The 15,706-nt window shown below is 65.7% G+C and carries 18 protein-coding genes; 1 reads left to right on the forward strand and 17 read right to left on the reverse strand.

The window, feature by feature from the left end; all coding sequences use genetic code 11:
- Positions 1-15: 15 nt before the first annotated feature.
- Genes trbJ through trbB form a run of 5 tightly spaced genes read right to left on the reverse strand, consistent with a single transcriptional unit; the run spans position 16 to position 4,863 of the window.
- Complete coding sequence (trbJ, locus tag JHW48_RS04815) at positions 16-801, reverse strand: P-type conjugative transfer protein TrbJ (protein ID WP_205961844.1); 786 nt, start codon at positions 799-801, stop codon at positions 16-18.
- Positions 798-3,305: a conjugal transfer protein TrbE gene (gene trbE, locus JHW48_RS04820; protein ID WP_119884749.1), complete on the reverse strand. Its 2,508-nt coding sequence runs from the start codon at positions 3,303-3,305 to the stop codon at positions 798-800. The genes trbJ and trbE overlap by 4 nt, the downstream gene beginning before the upstream one ends.
- A 12-nt stretch (positions 3,306-3,317) precedes the next feature.
- The gene (locus JHW48_RS04825) at positions 3,318-3,599 is read right to left on the reverse strand and encodes a VirB3 family type IV secretion system protein (RefSeq protein ID WP_119884748.1); all 282 of its coding nucleotides are present in this window, start codon (positions 3,597-3,599) and stop codon (positions 3,318-3,320) included.
- Positions 3,599-3,931 (reverse strand): TrbC/VirB2 family type IV secretion system protein, encoded by a 333-nt coding sequence (locus JHW48_RS04830; protein ID WP_119884747.1) that lies wholly within the window; start codon positions 3,929-3,931, stop codon positions 3,599-3,601. Before JHW48_RS04830 ends, JHW48_RS04825 begins: the two co-directional genes overlap by 1 nt.
- Positions 3,928-4,863 (reverse strand): P-type conjugative transfer ATPase TrbB, encoded by a 936-nt coding sequence (gene trbB, locus JHW48_RS04835; RefSeq protein WP_473093027.1) that lies wholly within the window; start codon positions 4,861-4,863, stop codon positions 3,928-3,930. The genes JHW48_RS04830 and trbB overlap by 4 nt, the downstream gene beginning before the upstream one ends.
- 318 nt (positions 4,864-5,181) lie before the next feature.
- Here trbB and JHW48_RS04840 point away from each other — a divergent pair, with 318 nt between their 5' ends.
- Complete coding sequence (locus JHW48_RS04840; RefSeq protein ID WP_119884745.1) at positions 5,182-5,574, forward strand: hypothetical protein; 393 nt, start codon at positions 5,182-5,184, stop codon at positions 5,572-5,574.
- A 43-nt stretch (positions 5,575-5,617) separates the two neighbouring features.
- On the opposite strand, the gene JHW48_RS04845 is transcribed toward JHW48_RS04840, so the two are convergent.
- The 12 genes from JHW48_RS04845 to JHW48_RS04900 all read right to left on the reverse strand — a co-directional run bounded on the left by JHW48_RS04845 (position 5,618) and on the right by JHW48_RS04900 (position 15,314).
- Complete coding sequence (locus tag JHW48_RS04845; RefSeq protein WP_119884744.1) at positions 5,618-6,046, reverse strand: CopG family transcriptional regulator; 429 nt, start codon at positions 6,044-6,046, stop codon at positions 5,618-5,620.
- A 183-nt stretch (positions 6,047-6,229) separates the two neighbouring features.
- Positions 6,230-8,044: a conjugal transfer protein TraG gene (locus JHW48_RS04850; protein ID WP_473093025.1), complete on the reverse strand. Its 1,815-nt coding sequence runs from the start codon at positions 8,042-8,044 to the stop codon at positions 6,230-6,232.
- Between the two features lie 21 nt (positions 8,045-8,065).
- Entirely contained in the window at positions 8,066-9,811 is a 1,746-nt protein-coding gene (locus tag JHW48_RS04855; protein ID WP_119884795.1) for a relaxase/mobilization nuclease domain-containing protein, read from the reverse strand.
- 244 nt (positions 9,812-10,055) lie between these two features.
- Positions 10,056-10,820: a lytic transglycosylase domain-containing protein gene (locus JHW48_RS04860; RefSeq protein WP_119884743.1), complete on the reverse strand. Its 765-nt coding sequence runs from the start codon at positions 10,818-10,820 to the stop codon at positions 10,056-10,058.
- A gap of 3 nt (positions 10,821-10,823) precedes the next feature.
- Positions 10,824-11,159: a DUF736 domain-containing protein gene (locus JHW48_RS04865; protein WP_119884742.1), complete on the reverse strand. Its 336-nt coding sequence runs from the start codon at positions 11,157-11,159 to the stop codon at positions 10,824-10,826.
- A 35-nt stretch (positions 11,160-11,194) separates the two neighbouring features.
- Entirely contained in the window at positions 11,195-11,752 is a 558-nt protein-coding gene (locus tag JHW48_RS04870; RefSeq protein ID WP_119884741.1) for a S26 family signal peptidase, read from the reverse strand.
- Positions 11,749-12,267, reverse strand: coding sequence for a DUF2840 domain-containing protein (locus tag JHW48_RS04875; RefSeq protein WP_240637662.1), 519 nt, complete (start codon positions 12,265-12,267; stop codon positions 11,749-11,751). Before JHW48_RS04875 ends, JHW48_RS04870 begins: the two co-directional genes overlap by 4 nt.
- Complete coding sequence (locus tag JHW48_RS04880) at positions 12,264-12,518, reverse strand: hypothetical protein (RefSeq protein WP_119884739.1); 255 nt, start codon at positions 12,516-12,518, stop codon at positions 12,264-12,266. Before JHW48_RS04880 ends, JHW48_RS04875 begins: the two co-directional genes overlap by 4 nt.
- Entirely contained in the window at positions 12,515-13,258 is a 744-nt protein-coding gene (locus JHW48_RS04885; RefSeq protein WP_119884738.1) for a DNA-methyltransferase, read from the reverse strand. Before JHW48_RS04885 ends, JHW48_RS04880 begins: the two co-directional genes overlap by 4 nt.
- A complete protein-coding gene (gene parA / locus JHW48_RS04890) occupies positions 13,255-13,908 on the reverse strand; it encodes a ParA family partition ATPase (protein ID WP_119884737.1) in 654 nt (217 codons plus the stop codon). The genes JHW48_RS04885 and parA overlap by 4 nt, the downstream gene beginning before the upstream one ends.
- Positions 13,905-15,026 (reverse strand): replication initiator protein A, encoded by a 1,122-nt coding sequence (locus JHW48_RS04895; RefSeq protein WP_119884736.1) that lies wholly within the window; start codon positions 15,024-15,026, stop codon positions 13,905-13,907. The genes parA and JHW48_RS04895 overlap by 4 nt, the downstream gene beginning before the upstream one ends.
- Positions 15,027-15,035: 9 nt before the next feature.
- Positions 15,036-15,314 (reverse strand): helix-turn-helix transcriptional regulator, encoded by a 279-nt coding sequence (locus tag JHW48_RS04900; protein WP_119884735.1) that lies wholly within the window; start codon positions 15,312-15,314, stop codon positions 15,036-15,038.
- Between the last annotated feature and the right edge of the window lie 392 nt (positions 15,315-15,706).

Raw genomic sequence — 15,706 nt, forward strand, 5'->3', positions numbered from 1 at the left:
GTCTCCTCCCGGCCCCTAGTTGTTGAACATCCGGGCATTCCCGGGCTGGTAGCCGGTGCCCGGGGTCAGGAATCGCTGGCGCTGGATGCGGCCCTGTTCGGCGGCTGCGGCCTGCTCCGCCTCTACCAGCGCTTCGGCGCGGCCGGTGGCGGCGAGGAGCGCGGTGAGATCGGCAAGTTGTTGGGATTGCAGTGCCAGGAGCTGATTTCCGGCCTGGGTCGCTTGAAGTGCGCCGACCGCATTCTGGCTCTGGCCGACGAGCGCTGCCATCTCGACGCGCTGTGCCTCGATATTTCCCACGACCCCGGCCTGAACGCGCATGGCGTCCTGCAACCCGCCCATCGTGTTGGTCCAGCGGGCACGAGCGTCGGCCACGAGTTGCTGTTGGGGAATGGAGAGGTCGAGCGCGCCGTATTCCTGCTGGAAGATCTGGTCGACCTGCTGGACCTCGAAGGCGATGTTCTGCGCCTGATTCAGCAATTGCTGGGTGCGGCTGACGTTTTGCTGGAGCTGTTGCAGCGAGGAATGCGGCAGGCTGGCGAGATTGCGGGCCTGGTTGATGAGCATCTGCGCCTCGTTCTGGAGCGAGGCGATCTGGTTGTTGATCTGCTCCAGCGTTCGCGCCGCAGTCACCAGGTTCTCGGCGTGGTTGCGCGGGTCGTACACGATCCGGCCAAAGCCGCCGAAAAAGGCCTGCGCGGGGGCAACAAAGATTGGCGCCACGGCAAGGGGTGCGGCTAGCGCGAGGGCGAGCGCCGGGGCGCTCACCATTCGGGTCAGTCGGAAAACAGGTCGTGTCATGGGATGAACTCCTCTTCTGGGGGCTGAAGGTCGGGGCTGTCGGGCGGTGTGGTCACGGTTGTCGGCTCCGGCTCGATCAGAAGGTTGTCGAGGTCGGGGATCAGATCGGCGGCCCAGTCGACTCCGCGCTCGCGCAGCCAGGCGGCGAGGAAGCCGTCGCGGCCTGCCGCTCCGAGGATGCGAGCGATGCGCGCTTGGTCGGATTTTGACGAGGCGGCGCAGAGCGCGAGGCCGACTTCGGAAAGTCCGAGTTCGAACAGCCGGTTGCCCCGTCGCGACTGGCAGTAGTAGTCGCGCTTGGGGGTTGCCCTTGCGAGTATCTCGATCTGGCGGTCGTTGAGGCCGAAACGGCGATAGATCGCCGTGATTTGCGGTTCGATCGCGCGCTCATTCGGCAGCAGGAGCCGGGTCGGGCAGCTTTCGATGATCGCCGGCGCGATCGCGGAATTGTCGATGTCGCTGAGCGATTGAGTGGCGAAGATCACGCTGGCGTTCTTCTTTCGCAGCGTCTTGAGCCATTCGCGGAGCTGGCCAGCAAAGCCCTCGTCATCGAGCGCGAGCCAGCCCTCGTCGATGATCAGGAGCGTAGGCCGACCATCGAGGCGGTCGCCGATCCGGTGGAATAGGTAGAACAGGACCGCAGGTGCGGCGCCGGTGCCGACCAGTCCTTCGATCTCGAAAGCCTGGACCGAAGCCGAGCCGAGATGTTCGGCTTCGGCGTCCAGTAGCCGGCCGTGGGAACCGCCGACACAGTAAGGGCGGAGTGCCTGCTTCAGGTCGGTCGATTGCAGCAGGACGGCGAGGCCGGTGATGGTGCGTTCGCTCTCCGGGGCCGAGGCGAGCGATGTGAGCGCGGTCCAGAGATAGTCCTTGACCTCGGGGGTGATCGCGATGCTTTCGCGCTTGAGGATGGCGGCGATCCAGTCTGCGGCCCATGCCCGTTCGGTGGGATCGTCGATCCGGGCGAGCGGTTGCAGTGCCACAGAAAAGGCATCTCCCTCGGTCAGGCTGCCGCCGAGATCGTGCCAGTCGCCCGCCATAGCGAGCGCGGCGGCGCGGATCGAGCCTCCGAAATCGAACGCGAAGATCTGGCTGCCCGGGTAACGGCGGAACTGAAGTGCCATTAGTGCAAGGAGGACGGATTTCCCGGCGCCGGTGGGGCCGACGACGAGGGTGTGGCCGACATCGCCGACATGCATTGAAAAGCGGAAGGGGGTGGAGCCCTCGGTTCGCCCATAAAGCAGGGGCGGTGCCTCGAAATGTTCGTCTCGCACCTCGCCCGCCCAGACGGCGGAGAGGGGGATCATATGGGCGAGGTTCAGGGTGGAGATCGGCGGCTGACGAACATTGGCATAGGCGTGGCCGGGCAGGCTCCCGAGCCAGGCGTCGACCGCGTTCACCGTCTCGATCATCGCGGTGAAGTCTCGGCCCTGAATGACCTTCTCGATCAAGCGGAGTTTTTCATCGGCGATGCGGGGATCTGCATCCCAGACCACGATGGTCGCGGTGACATAGGCCATGCCGGCCATGTCCGCGCCGAGTTCCTGCAGGGCCATGTCGGCATCGAGCGCCTTGTTCGCGGCATCGGTATCGACCAGGGCGGATTGCTCGTTGGTCATCACCTCCTTGAGGATCGCCGCGATCGACTTCCGCTTCGCGAACCATTGTCGGCGGATTTTGGTGAGGAGTTTCGTGGCGTCCGTCTTGTCGAGCAGAATCGCGCGGGTGGACCAGCGGTAGGGGAAGGCGAGCCGGTTCAGATCGTCGAGGATTCCGGGCGTGGTCGCCGTCGGAAAACCAGTGAGGGTGAGGATCCTCAGATGCTGGTCTCCCAGCCTCGGTTCCAGCCCTCCTGCCAGCGGCTGGTCGGCGAGCAGCGCATCGAGATACATCGGGGTCTCGGGAACCCGGACGCGATGGTGTTTCGTGGAGATCGTCGAATGGAGATAGGTCAGCGTCTCTCCATCGTCCAGCCAGACGGATTCCGGCATGAAGCCGTCGAGCAGGGCGATCACGCGGTCGGTGCGGTCGATGAAGCCGTTCAGAGCGTCCCTGGCGTTGACGCCGGATGTGTCGCGCCCTTCATAGAGCCAGGCCTCGGTTCTGGCGGCCTCTTCGGCGGGCGGCAGATAGAGAAGGGTCAAGTAGTAGGCTGATACGAAATGTGTGCCTTGCTCCTCGAAAGCTGCCTTGCGTTCGGCGTCGAGCAGGGCGGAGGCGGGGTCGGGGAAAAGGCTGTCCGGATATATCGCGGCTTCCTGGCGCTGCGCCTCGACGAAGATGCTCCAGCCCGATCCCAGACGACGGAACGCGCCATTGAGGCGGGCGGCGACCGCGACCAACTCGGCGGCAACCGCGGAATCGAGATCGGGTCCGCGAAACCGTGCGGTGCGCTGGAGCGATCCGTCCTTGTTCAGCACGACGCCGGGCGCGACAAGCGCTGCCCATGGCAGGTAGTCGGCCAGCCGGGCGGCGGTGCGGCGGTATTCGGCGAGGTTCATCATTTGGCGCCTCCGTCAGACCGAGAGATGACCGGGGAGGCGCAGATGCCGACGGCCAACCTCCACGAATTGGGGATCGCGCTTTGCTGCCCAGACGGCCGCGAAATGCCCGACAGCCCAGATCACGATCCCGGCGAGCCAGAGCTGAAGGCCGAGGCCAACAGCCCCGGCCAGCGTGCCGTTCAGGATCGCGATGGAGCGCGGCGCGCCGCCGAGCAGGATCTGCTCGGTCAGCGCGCGGTGGACGGGCACGGAAAAGCCCGGCACCTCGGTGAGGTCTTCGAGGCTGACGGCCATCAGGCGAGGGCCCCACCACCGAAGCTGAAGAACGACAGGAAGAAGGAACTGGCCGCGAAGGCGATCGAGATGCCGAACACAATCTGAATCAATCGCCGAAAGCCCCCACCGGTATCGCCGAAGGCGAGCGTCAGGCCGGTGACGATGATGATGATCACGGCGACGATGCGGGCAACCGGACCTTCGACCGATTGCAGGATGCTCGTCAGCGGCGCTTCCCAGGGCATGGAGGAGCCGGCGGCATAGGCGGCGGGTGTCAGGAAGATACTGACATAGGTGAAGGTTGCGGCCGTCGCGACATGGCGGCGGATACGAAGGGCGTTGGGGATCATGCGGTGTCTCCTGTCGTTGTGGGGGTGGCTTGGGCAATGCGGTAGTCCCCGTCGGGACCCAGCCCCTCGACGCGGGCGAGTTCGACCAGACGGCGGGAGGCACCACGTCCAGCGAGAACGGCGACGAGATCGATCGTTTCGGCAATCAGGGCGCGGGGCACTGTGACGACGGCTTCCTGGATCAGCTGCTCAAGTCGTCGCAGCGCGCCGATCCCTGATCCGGCGTGAATCGTTCCGATCCCTCCCGGATGTCCGGTTCCCCACGCCTTGAGCAGGTCGAGCGCCTCGGCGCCGCGAACCTCGCCCACGGGGATGCGATCGGGGCGAAGACGCAGGGAAGAGCGGACCAGATCGGAGAGCGTGGCGACGCCATCCTTGGTCCGCATGGCGACGAGATTGGGTGCCGCGCATTGCAGTTCGCGCGTGTCCTCGATGATGACGACACGGTCGGAGGTGCCTGCGACCTCGGCCAGCAGGGCATTGATCAATGTCGTCTTGCCGGTCGAGGTGCCGCCAGCGACGAGGATATTGGCCCGACTCGCAACGGCTTCACGCAGCAGGCCGGCCTGTTCGGCCGACATGATCGCGGAGGCCACATAGTCGTCGAGAGTGAAGACCGCGATTGCCGGCTTACGGATCGCGAAGGCAGGTGCCGTGACCACGGGGGGGAGCAGCCCCTCGAACCGCTCCCCCGTCTCGGGCAGCTCTGCCGAGATGCGCGGGTTCCTGACATGAACTTCCGCGCCGACGTGGTGGGCGACAAGGCGCACGATCCGCTCACCATCGGCGGGTGACAGGCGTTCACCTGTGTCGGTCAGGCCTCCAGCAAGTCGGTCGATCCAGAGCTTCCCATCGGGGTTGAGCATCACCTCGACGATGGCGGGGTCTTCCAGAAACCGGGCAATGGCAGGTCCTAGCGCGGTGCGGAGCATGCGCGCCCCGCGCTGGATCGCTTCCGGCTTCTGCTGAGTGGTGGCCATGTCGTCCCCGTTCTCCTGCGGGTCCGCACAACGGGCGGCCCTGGATCGGGGATAAGTAGAAGAGACAGAAAATATGGGCTGGCAACAAGGGAAATGGGGGCGTCGTACAGGATCGTAGAAAAAGAAAGAAAAGGGAGGGTTGGATGGAAATGCCTGTGTGGTGCCCTGGGGTCACGCTATCGTCGTCGGATGCCCGCGGGATGGAACCGGCTGGTGAGTGGCAGTTGTGTCTGGGCTACCTGGCCTGTGACCTGTGGAAGGACAGACCCGATGAACCGCAAGGAGGAGGCGCGGATCGCAGCGCAGCTCGCCAAGGCGATGGCGATGATCTGCGTCCGCAACAGCATGCTGGAGAACCTGCATGCGGGTCGGGTGCCAGTCACGCGAACGGGTGACTTCTCCGATGTCTTTGTCGTCGATGCCGAAGGCAATCGCATCCCTTGGGCCGAGGTGTCCCGTCTTGATGATGACGAGATGCGGGACTTGATGCGACAGGTCGTCAACCGGCTCTACACCTTTCAGATGCGGTTCGGCGATCCCGACTTTCAAAGGACGGTCGATCGCTGGCTGCGGATCGCCGCCAAATGGGACGAGCCGGAGCTCGACAGGGGACTCGCCGGTCTTGGCACAGAGTACCCGCCACGATTTGAAACACCGGATTGAGGATCTCGCGGGTCGGCTGCGCATGTCGTCAAGGCATGGACTGCTATGGCTTTTCCCCCCCGATATCTTCCGAAATCTCCTGCCTGAGCATCGGGCCTTGTGCGAGGCGTCTTCCAAGTGCCGTGACGAAAGCCTCATACCGCTTCGCGGCGCTGGCGCGGGCCGCCTGCTGCGCAGGTTCCGGTAGCGGCGGAGTGGTCGTGAGCCAGAAGCGCACGAAGATCGCCATGGTTTCCACCGCGATCCCGACATCCCGTTCGAGCCGGGTCATGCGTCGGTCGAGCTGATCGAGGCGCTTGATCGTGGCCGCCTCATGCTGCTCGGCAGCGTCGGGCGAAAGGAAGGACGCGATCCCGGCTTCGGCGATGAGGGAGAGGGATTGGTTCCTTCGCGCTGCATAGGCGCTCAGGGCTTTCATGATCTCGGGCTCGAGATAGATGGACAGCCGTTGCTTGCGTGAGGGTCTTGCCATGGCTGCCTCCTAGATCTCGATCCCGTCATTGGGGTTCATGGAGGCCTGCCGCGCGACCGATTGCATGGTCCGTGTCATCCGGGTGGTCTGGGCGACGTCCTCGTCGATCTCCTCGGCCGGGGCACCAAGGTTGAACTCGTCCTCGATCGGCTGCTTGCGATCGACGACCTTCGCCCGGCTGAGTTAGGGTTGATGGCGCCGCTCGGAGTCTGTGGTGTCCTCCTTGTCGGTCAGGTCCGGTCTGTGCGCCCTGCTGAGCTTGGGCGGCGTGGGGATTGGCAGCGAACTCCAGTCGTCAACTCCGGCGATGTGGTCATGCGAGGGTTTCGGCGGCTCGACAATGCGCTCCTGGAGCCGCGGGTCCTCGAAGTAGCGTGCCTTTTTCGCGCGGATCGGCGGGATGCCGGCGACCATGACGATCTCGTCCGCAGGCGGGAGTTGCATCACCTCGCCCGGGGTCAGAAGCGGACGCGCGGTTTCCGAGCGCGAGACCATGATGTGCCCCAGCCAGGGTGCGAGCCGGTGGCCCGCGTAGTTTTTCATGGCGCGCATTTCGGTGGCGGTGCCAAGGGCATCGCTCACACGTTTCGCGGTCCTTTCGTCGTTCGTCGCAAAGCTCACCCGGACATGGCAGTTGTCCAGGATACTGTTGTTGGGACCGTAGGCCTTCTCGATCTGGTTCAGGGATTGGGCGATCAGAAAGCCCTTCAGCCCGTAGCCTGCCATGAAGGCCAGCGACCCCTCGAAGAAATCCAGTCTTCCCAGCGCGGGGAACTCGTCGAGCATCAGCAGCAGGCGATGGCGATCCCCCTTGCTACGCAGATCTTCCGTCAGGCGGCGACCGATCTGATTGAGGATCAGGCGGATCAGGGGTTTCGTGCGATTGATGTCCGAGGGCGGGACGACGAGGTAGAGCGTGACCGGCGCCCGCCCGCCAACGATATCGGCAATGCGCCAATCGCACCTCCGCGTGACCTGCGCCACGACGGGATCGCGGTACAGGCCGAGGAAGGACATCGCGGTCGAAAGCACGCCGGACCTCTCATTGTCGCTCTTGTTCAGCAACTCGCGCGCGGCGCTGGCGACGACCGGGTGGGGGCCAGCCTCGCCGAGATGCGCGGTTTTCATCATCGCATCGAGAGTGGCCTCAATCGTCCGGCGCGGATCCGAGAGGAAGGCGGCGACGCCGGCAAGCGTCTTGTCCTTCTCGGCATAGAGCACATGGAGGATCGCGCCGACGAGGAGCGCGTGGCTTGTCTTCTCCCAGTGGTTGCGCTTCTCGAGCGAGCCTTCCGGATCGACGAGTATGTCGGCGATGTTCTGGACGTCGCGCACTTCCCATTCGCCGCGGCGCACCTCAAGAAGAGGATTGTAGGCCGAGGAGCCGGAATTGGTCGGGTCGAAGAGAAGGACCCGACCATGACGGGCGCGAAAGCCCGAGGTCAAGGTCCAGTTCTCGCCTTTGATGTCGTGAACGATCGCCGAGCCGGGCCACGTGAGGAGAGACGGAATAACCAAACCGACGCCTTTGCCGGAGCGGGTTGGCGCAAAGCAGAGCACATGCTCGGGGCCGTCGTGGCGAAGATAGTCGTCGTTGAGTTTTCCCAGGACGACCCCGTCGGCGTCTAGCAAGCCGGCGGCCCTGACTTCGGAGGGCTTTGCCCATCGTGCCGATCCGTAGGTCTCGATGTCTTCCGCCTCGCGGGCGCGATAGACCGACATCACAATGGCAATGGCAATGGCGATGAAGCCGCCGGAAGCCGCGATGACGCCACCGATCATGAAGGTGTTCGGGGCATAGGCGTCGTAGAAGTACCACCACCAGAAGAAGGTCGGCGGATAATAAATCGGAACGCCCCATAGCTGGAACCAGGCCGGGCCGAGCTGCGGTTGAAACCCGAGGCTCCAGGCGACGTATTGGGTTGCCGCCCAGATGAAGGTCAGGATGATCGTGAAGACGGTGAGGATCTGGCCCCAGAGGATTTTCGTACCCGTCATGGTCGGTTCCTTTCTTGCGTTTCAAAGCCCAAGCCCGCGCTTGCGTCCGAAGCTCCAGTCGACGCCGCCATCGGTGCGGGCCACGCCGGAGACATGCTGGCCGAGTTTGCTGTCCATCGAGGGCGTCCAGGGCACGAGCTTGAAGCCGAGCCCCTCGTCGATCATCGCGAAGCGTCCCGAGGCGAGGGCGAACCGCTGACGATAGGTGCCGGCGACATAGTCCCGGCTCTCGGCCTGCTCGAAGATGGTGTTGGTCTCGCTGGCGAGCCGTTCGCCGAGGGCCTGGACGTCCCGCGTCCGCAGGGTCCTGAGAAGATTGCGGGCAAAGATCACAGAACGGCCGCGCCGTTCGGCGAGGCCCTGCTCGATCAGATGCTCGGCACGCTGGTTCATGGCATCGCGGACCTCGGCGCCGAAGCCTCCGGCGCCGAACGCGAGGGGTTCGCGTGCGATGGCCTGTCGGTCGAGCCAGGTTGCGCCCTCCGCCTTGATCTGGCCCTCGATCGAGAGGTCCGAGCGCACGGCCAGCGCGACGCGGCGCTGGCCCTGGGCATCGTCGTATCTGCGCAGCTCGACGATCGAGCCAGGCGGGCTGTCACCGGCGGCCTCCAGGCTGCCGAGGCGGATATGATGGGTGCGGCCGTCGACGCCATCGACGACGGCATAGGCGGTGCCCTTGAGTTCGTCGTCCAGTCCGCGTTCGACAAGTCGGCCGATGATCGGTTCGTCAATGCTCTCGGCGGCGAGGACGTAGCTCGCCGAACCGCGCTCGATGCCGTGTTCGCTCAGACCGCGATGGATGCGCTTGATGATGTCGCCACGCTCACCCATCTCGCGCAACGTGGATTCGGCATTCTCCGAGATCGCCCATTGGCCCGGGCCCAGATGCTCGGCCAGACCGAGGGTTTCGAGCTTGCGCAGGCGGCCGACCTTGAAGCCGGAATAGTCGTCCGCCGGGCGTTCGGGGTCGGGCGCCAGGTCGATGATCCCGGTGCGGGCGGCGTCGCGGGCGAGCTGCCGGTCGAGATTGGTCCAGCGCTCGGCGTCGATCTGGTGGAGGAGTTTCGTGCGGATTTCGAGCTCGCTGCGCGGTCCGAGCTCCTGGGTGATGAGATCGCGCGCCCGGTCGCGCATGCCGTCCTTGATGTAGTCGCGCGCGATGACGAGGTCGGCGCCATCGTCGCGCACGCCGCGAACGATGAGATGGACATGCGGATGTTCGGTGTTCCAGTGATCGACGGCGACCCAGTCGAGCCGGGTCCCGAGATCCTTTTCCATCTGGTCCACCAGGTCGCGGGTGAAACCGCGCAGGTCGGACATGTCGGACGCGTCATCCGGCGAGATGATGAAGCGGAAATGGTGCCGGTCGCCTTCGCAACGCTCGGCGAAACCCTTCTGGTCTTCATGGTCCAGATCGGCGCCGAACAACTGTCCCTTTCCCCCGTCCCGGGTGACCCCGTCGCGGCTCAGATAGGCGAGATGCGCGCCGAGCGGCGCGCCCCGTTTGCCGTGGCGGACGACGCGGGCCTTGATCACCGCTCCCCGCGAGCGCGAGGTGATCAGGCGATTGGCCTGGACGGTCGCGCGCTGGCCGCGGCCGAACCGCGAGCGCGATGGCGTGCCGGTGCTGATCGTGCCCCGCCGCGAGATCGTGCCGCCGGCCTTCTGGGTGGCGGCCAGGGCCTGGGCGATGAAGGGCCGGGCGTGCTGAACGCGGGTCGAGCGGATGCGGCCGGGCCGGATGCGGATTTCGTTGTCCTTGTTCATGGCCGGCATCCCGCACATCGCGCCAAGGCCATGCTTTCAAAGAAGAACCGCAGCGAATGCACATCGCGCCGAAGCGGCGCACATCGCGGAAACGCGCCATAACCCCTTGAAATCCCACGACCGCCCGGAGCCGCACATCGCGGCCTTTTATCCTGCCATCTTTCGGTCGTGGTGACGGGACCCCGTCCCACCGCTCCCTTTTCTACGCTGGAGCTTGCCATGGTGCGATCGGCCTGCCAGGTGGTCATGGGGCGAGGTCTCTCTCTGACCGCACGACGAAGAGCTCCTGCGCAGACGCAGGAGCGAGTCCGTCGATGCGCGTTTCGGGCGCGGTCGATGCGACGTCCGGCATGTCGTCGGAATGCAGTCGCGCTGCATCGGGCACAGCCACGATGCTGCCGGCAAAGAGAGGAGCCTCGCGCCAGTCGCGCCGCGCAGCGGGCGCGATATCAGCGCCGGGAAGCGGAGCGCCGCCGAGCGCGGGCGCGAGAAGGGCGACGTAGGCGCGCGTCTCGGCAGGCAGCGCCTGGCCGGAAAGAAGGAAGGCGTCCAGGCGCCCAGGTCCAGCATTGTAGGCTGCCAGCATTGCGCCGATCTCGCCGTAGCGGTCGAACATCTCGCGCAGGTAGGCGGTGCCTGCGAGGATGTTGTCGCGCGGGTCGAACGGGTCATTGCCGAGCCGATGGCGGAGCCGGAGCTCCGCCCAGGTCTCGGGCATGACCTGCATCAACCCCATCGCGCCGGCCGGGGAGATTGCCCCGATGTTGCCCGCACTTTCGACGGTCAGAACCGCGCGGATCCAGTCGGCAGGAATGCCGAAGCGCAGCGAGGCTTCCGCGATATGTGCCGCATGGAGATCGCGCGCATCCTGCGTCGCCGGTGGCAGGCTCTGCGCCAGCAGACCGGCACCCGGCGGCACGGCGAAGGTGAGGCCGGAAAGGAGAAGAGCAGCGATGCGGCGGGGACCGCCGTATCGCGCGCTCGCACACAGGATGCGAGAAAGACGCATGGCTCAGTCCTGCTCTTCGCGCTTCTTCAGGCGCGTCCAGTGCAGGCCCCAGTCCCGTCCGTCCTCGTCGGACTGGAACAGGCGGGCGCGGATTGGCTGCGCGAAGACGGGATCGTCGAGCGCGACCGAGATGAAGGTGCCCGCCTTGTCGCCGGTATGGGTCCAGCCCGCGCCGACATCTGGACCTTCGTCGCTTTCGATATGGATGCGGTAGTCGGGGGCGTTCTCGACACCGCTGCTGCCGGTCGGCACAAAGACCAGTTCGAGGTCGAGAGTTAGGGTGCGGAAGCGCCCGGAATAGCCCGATTGGGTGCGGATGAATTGTCCGATCTGTGGCATGGAAAGGCTCCTTGATTTGCCGGTTGGTGGTCGGATCAGGGGCCGTCTTCGGCGCTGGCGCCATGCCAGCGGAAGCGGCCGTCGCCATCCGCATCAGTCCAGATGGGCAGGATGCGGGCGGTGACGCTGGTGACCGGGAGCGGGCCGAAGTAACGACCATCGAAGCTGTCTTCGGCGTCCCAGTTCATGAGGAAGACCTCGCCCTCGGCGATGACGCGGCAGCCCTGCCAGTCGGGCAGAGGACGGCCGAGGCGGTCGCGGTCGCGCGCCGCGCCGTAGGCATGGTCGTAGGCAGTGATGGTCAGGCCCTCGCGGCAGACGGTGGCGCCCGGGAGCGCGAGAACGTGCTTCAGGAGCGGCACGCCGCGCGGCAGATACCGGCGCTCGTCCAGGAAGGCCGTAAGCGGTTCGGGTGCGCTGATGGCGACCAGATCGCCGACGGCGATCGGTGTCGGCGGCGCGACGCGATAGAGGCCGACGGGGACACTTGCCGAGGTATTCCAGATCAGTCGTGGCGCGTGTCGGGTAAGGGGCGGCGCCGCGACGAGTGCGAGTCCCGCGAGCATCGCGAGCAGGGTTACGCGCCGCCTCATCGCTCCAACTCCCGGCGCTTGAGCCAGGCGGCGTGGCGCAGCCTGCTGTAGCCACGCGGTGCTTCACGCGCGGCGAGACGGTGGTGCAGATGGCGCCAGTGATCGGGCGCGACATCTTCGGGGGAGATGTCCATGGCCTCGATCACATCGATGGCTTCGAGCGCGCGCGTGACGCGCGGCCAGCCATCGAGCTTGAGCAGGATCTCCGCACCCGGGTCGATGAACGGATGCGACTGGCACGGATCGCAGGTGCGCACAGCGCACGCGATCGTCAGATGCGAGGCGATCGTCCCGTATTCGTTCGCGTGCCAGCGCACGAAGGCGAAGATCGCTCCAGGTGCGAAGCCGACAACGCGTCGATGCGCGTCGACGATCTGCTCGGCGCGGGGGTGGCCGAAGCGAAGCCAGAACTCGATTTCCTTTTCTTGCCAGATCAGTTCGACGCGGGTGATATGCGGTTTCGTCCCGGTGGCGGCAGCGCTGTTCTCGATCTGGCGGGGCGTAGACATGGTCATGACCGCTCGCCCGAGCCGGGCGGGAACTCGCGTTCGAGAAGCGTGCGCAGCATATCCGCGACCGTGATGCCGCGGCCGAAGGCGGCGATCTTGATCCGCCCTCGCAGTTCGGGCGCGACGTCGATCGTCAGCCGCGCGGTGAAAGCGGAGCTTTCCGCGCGCTGTGGGGAAGTGCGTTCGGCCGATTTCACCCAGCTCTCGGGATCGGCGGGGCGCGCTGCGAAGGTGTGGCGTGAGGGACGGTCGGTCATGACGTGCCTCCGTCGCCGAAAGGCAGGAGGCCGGCGAGGCGCGCCCGCGCCAGCTCGGCCATCGCAGGGTCGATTTCGCAGCCGATGTAGCGGCGGTTCGCCATGCGGCAGGCTTCGCCGGCCGCGCCCGAACCGGCGAACCAGTCGCCGACAAGGCCGCCCTCGGGGCAGCTGGTCCGGATCAGGGTTTCCAGTAGCGCGACCGGCTTTTCCGTCGGGTGGATGGCGCGGCCATGGCAGTTGCGCAGGTAGAGGACCGAGCGCATGAGGCGTGGCCCGCCATCCTGGCTCGTGTATTGCGCCGCGCCGATATGGCCGGTATGGGCGGGCCGCCGCTTGCGGCGCACGGTGCGGGCGGTGGCATCCGAGGTGGTTTGAACCGTGTTGTGGATGTCGCGCCAGGGCACTTCGGCGCGATAGAACTGCACGGCCAGTTCGTGAACGCGCCGGAAGCGGTCGGCGTGGAAGTTGGTGCCGTTCTGCTTCTCCCAGACGATTTCCTGGGCATAGCGAAAGCCTGCCTCATCGAATTGATCGGCGGTGGCCATGAAGCTGCGCAGGGAGCCGAAGACCCAGATCGATCCGGTCGGCTTGAGGGCGTCTCGCGCCAGCGAGAGCCAGCCCGCGACGCGCCGATCCCAGTCGAGCGAGGTATCGCCATAGGGCGGATCGGCGAGGATCATGTCATAGGGACCGTGCCAGATCATTTCGGCGCGGCAGTCGCCGGTCAGGATGGTCATGGCGTGACCCTCCCGATCCCGAGGCCGTCGATCTCATCCGTCAGAGCGGCGATTTCGCGTGCTGCGGGGCAGGCGCTGTCGATCTCGGCCGCAAGCCGGCCCGTCCGGGCGGCGTCGGCGAAGACGACACGCTGGCCGATCGCCGTGCGTAGCACCGGCGGATCGTGATCGGCGAGCGCGTCCGCCGTGTCGCGGGCAATGACCGTGCGCGCGCCGCAGCGATTGAGGATGAAGCGGGCCTGCAGCCCCGGCCGATAGATGCGCGCTTCAGTGAGAAGCGCCAGCATCTCTGCCGAGGCCCACCCATCAAGGGGTGAAGGCTGGACAGGGATGAGGACGAGATCGGCGGCGAGAAGCGCCGAGCGCATGAGGCCGGCCACCCGGGGCGGGCCGTCGATGACGACATGGTCGCAGTTGCGGGCGAGTTCCGGCGCTTCGCGATGCAGGGTGTCGCGGGCCAGGCCGACCGTGCCGAACAGGCGCGGCAGGCCCTCGCGACTCCTCTGCTCGGACCAGTCGAGGGCGGATCCCTGCGGGTCGGCGTCGATCAGCGTGACGCTGCAGCCCTTCGCGGCCCATTGTCCGGCGAGGTGGAGCGCGAGGGTGGTCTTGCCGACACCGCCCTTTTGATTGAGGAGCGCGACGATCATGACCGCACCCCGCGTTTCCGGGCAGGTTGCGGTGGTTCGGGTTCGCGAAACCCGGCGCCATTTCGCGAAACCTCGCCCGGCGACGGCGGTTTTCCACGCTTTCCCGGCGCTACATCAAAGTTAGACTCCAAGTTAGAGTCTAAGTTAAGGCCCGGAATCAGCGTTTCAGGCCAGAGGGTTAGCTGGGTGTTTTGCGCCTGAAGTCCCGATAGTGCTGCGCCCGAAGTCCCGACACCCGATGCGCCCGAAGTCCCGAGGCCATCCACATTTCTGTCCACGGAATCTGTGGATAACTTCAGGGGGCGGATGCGCAGCAATTCGCGCCGCCCCTCGCGTTCGATGTCGAGGCGATAGCCCGGCAGCGGCTGGCGGGCGGCGATGCGCCGGATATCCAGTGCGAAGTCCGAGATCCGCGCCTGGCTGCCAGATTTCTGATGGAGATGCGGGACCTCGAAGCACCATCCCGCAGCCTGGCGGCCGGCGTGCTTGCGCGCGACGCGGTAGAGCCAGCGTTCGATACCGCCGGAAAGGCCAAAGTAGGCCGGGTCAATGGTTAGGACCAGTGTGCGGTCGATGACGCCGCGATAGAACCAGTCGGGCAGGACGAATTCCATGCCCTCGATGCGGCCGTCGCGGGTGGCGCATTCTTCCCATTCGTTGATCCAGGAGAATTGGTGGCGCCGCCAGTTCTCGCTGTTGCGGATCGTGGTGCGGATCACCGTGGCCTGAAGGCGCGTGAGCGCGCCCTTCAGGAGCTTGTAGTCGCGCGACCCGGTCTTGCGACCGATGGCGGAGAGGAGCTGATAGGGGGTGAAACGCAGGAATCGCGAGGTGCGCACGCCGGCATTCTCCGCCTCGACGATCTGGCTCGCGGCCCAGATCAGGATATCGGCGTCCCAGATCGTGGCCATGCCGTGCTCGGGGACGGCGAAGACCTCGACGCGGACATCCCCCGCCTCGTAGAGGATCGGGACGATGCGCTTGGCCTTGGCGAGAGAGAAGAACGGGCGTTCCATGAGATCACGCTGATCGCGGGGGCTCGCGTCGCCGCTGGCAACGACGAAGGGATCGAGGCGCGAGCGCTCGCTCGCGAGGAGTTTTCTGCGTCTGGAGGTCATGATCGGTTGTCACCCGTGGCGGGCGGCACGGGGCTGGGTCAGCCGGTATTTCGGATGGGCCGGGCGCGGCGGATTGCCGGTGTCAGATGTCGATTTGACCGTTCCGCAGTTGGCCCAGGCCTGCAGGTCTTCGATCGCATAGACGACGCGGCCGCCGAGTTTCTTGTAGGTGGGTCCGGTGCCATAGACGCGATGCTTCTCGAGTGTGCGGTCGGACAGGCCGAGGAATTGGGCGGCTTCGGGCGTCCGCAGATAGCGAAGAGGGAAATCGGACAGAGAAGAAGACATGTGCGCAGTTCCGTGTTCTCGAAGCGCACTGCTGGATAGCAGTGGGCGGTTCGGGGACACCGTGGCGCAGAAAAGGGTAGAGTATGGATGTCGAAGATTGTCGGGCAATTTCGACACCCCCGGCTCCAGCCCTACTGGGAGCAACAACTTTACGGGAGCGTCAGTCTGTGGCTGGAGGCTGGATGTCGCTTTGGTAATGACGGGACAGGATGCGGAGGGTATTCGACGCAACGGGAAACCATGGCGGGGCTTGTACTTGCCATCGGGGAGAGCTTGAGAGGGCGGCTTGCCTCCTCTCATGAGGAACGCGCGGGTGGTCGATCCGGCCGTGCGTCCTCTTTCTGCGCCCAGGAACAGGATGAAGGCCCGGCGGCTGATGCCGCCGGGCCCCG

Source organism: Paracoccus aestuarii (assembly GCF_028553885.1).
Classification (GTDB): domain Bacteria; phylum Pseudomonadota; class Alphaproteobacteria; order Rhodobacterales; family Rhodobacteraceae; genus Paracoccus; species Paracoccus aestuarii.

Coding starts and splice junctions, on each gene's coding strand:
- parA (WP_119884737.1), bottom strand. CDS start 13,908: ATGATCGTCGCGCTCCTCAATCAAAAGGGCGGTGTCGGCAAGACCACC.
- JHW48_RS04875 (WP_240637662.1), bottom strand. CDS start 12,267: ATGACCATGTCTACGCCCCGCCAGATCGAGAACAGCGCTGCCGCCACC.
- JHW48_RS04870 (WP_119884741.1), bottom strand. CDS start 11,752: ATGAGGCGGCGCGTAACCCTGCTCGCGATGCTCGCGGGACTCGCACTC.
- trbB (WP_473093027.1), bottom strand. CDS start 4,863: ATGCTCCGCACCGCGCTAGGACCTGCCATTGCCCGGTTTCTGGAAGAC.
- JHW48_RS04895 (WP_119884736.1), bottom strand. CDS start 15,026: ATGACCTCCAGACGCAGAAAACTCCTCGCGAGCGAGCGCTCGCGCCTC.
- JHW48_RS04855 (WP_119884795.1), bottom strand. CDS start 9,811: ATGAACAAGGACAACGAAATCCGCATCCGGCCCGGCCGCATCCGCTCG.
- JHW48_RS04830 (WP_119884747.1), bottom strand. CDS start 3,931: ATGATCCCCAACGCCCTTCGTATCCGCCGCCATGTCGCGACGGCCGCA.
- trbE (WP_119884749.1), bottom strand. CDS start 3,305: ATGATGAACCTCGCCGAATACCGCCGCACCGCCGCCCGGCTGGCCGAC.
- JHW48_RS04845 (WP_119884744.1), bottom strand. CDS start 6,046: ATGGCAAGACCCTCACGCAAGCAACGGCTGTCCATCTATCTCGAGCCC.
- JHW48_RS04865 (WP_119884742.1), bottom strand. CDS start 11,159: ATGCCACAGATCGGACAATTCATCCGCACCCAATCGGGCTATTCCGGG.
- JHW48_RS04825 (WP_119884748.1), bottom strand. CDS start 3,599: ATGGCCGTCAGCCTCGAAGACCTCACCGAGGTGCCGGGCTTTTCCGTG.
- JHW48_RS04880 (WP_119884739.1), bottom strand. CDS start 12,518: ATGACCGACCGTCCCTCACGCCACACCTTCGCAGCGCGCCCCGCCGAT.
- JHW48_RS04885 (WP_119884738.1), bottom strand. CDS start 13,258: ATGACCATCCTGACCGGCGACTGCCGCGCCGAAATGATCTGGCACGGT.
- trbJ (WP_205961844.1), bottom strand. CDS start 801: ATGACACGACCTGTTTTCCGACTGACCCGAATGGTGAGCGCCCCGGCG.
- JHW48_RS04840 (WP_119884745.1), top strand. CDS start 5,182: ATGAACCGCAAGGAGGAGGCGCGGATCGCAGCGCAGCTCGCCAAGGCG.
- JHW48_RS04900 (WP_119884735.1), bottom strand. CDS start 15,314: ATGTCTTCTTCTCTGTCCGATTTCCCTCTTCGCTATCTGCGGACGCCC.
- JHW48_RS04860 (WP_119884743.1), bottom strand. CDS start 10,820: ATGCGTCTTTCTCGCATCCTGTGTGCGAGCGCGCGATACGGCGGTCCC.
- JHW48_RS04850 (WP_473093025.1), bottom strand. CDS start 8,044: ATGACGGGTACGAAAATCCTCTGGGGCCAGATCCTCACCGTCTTCACG.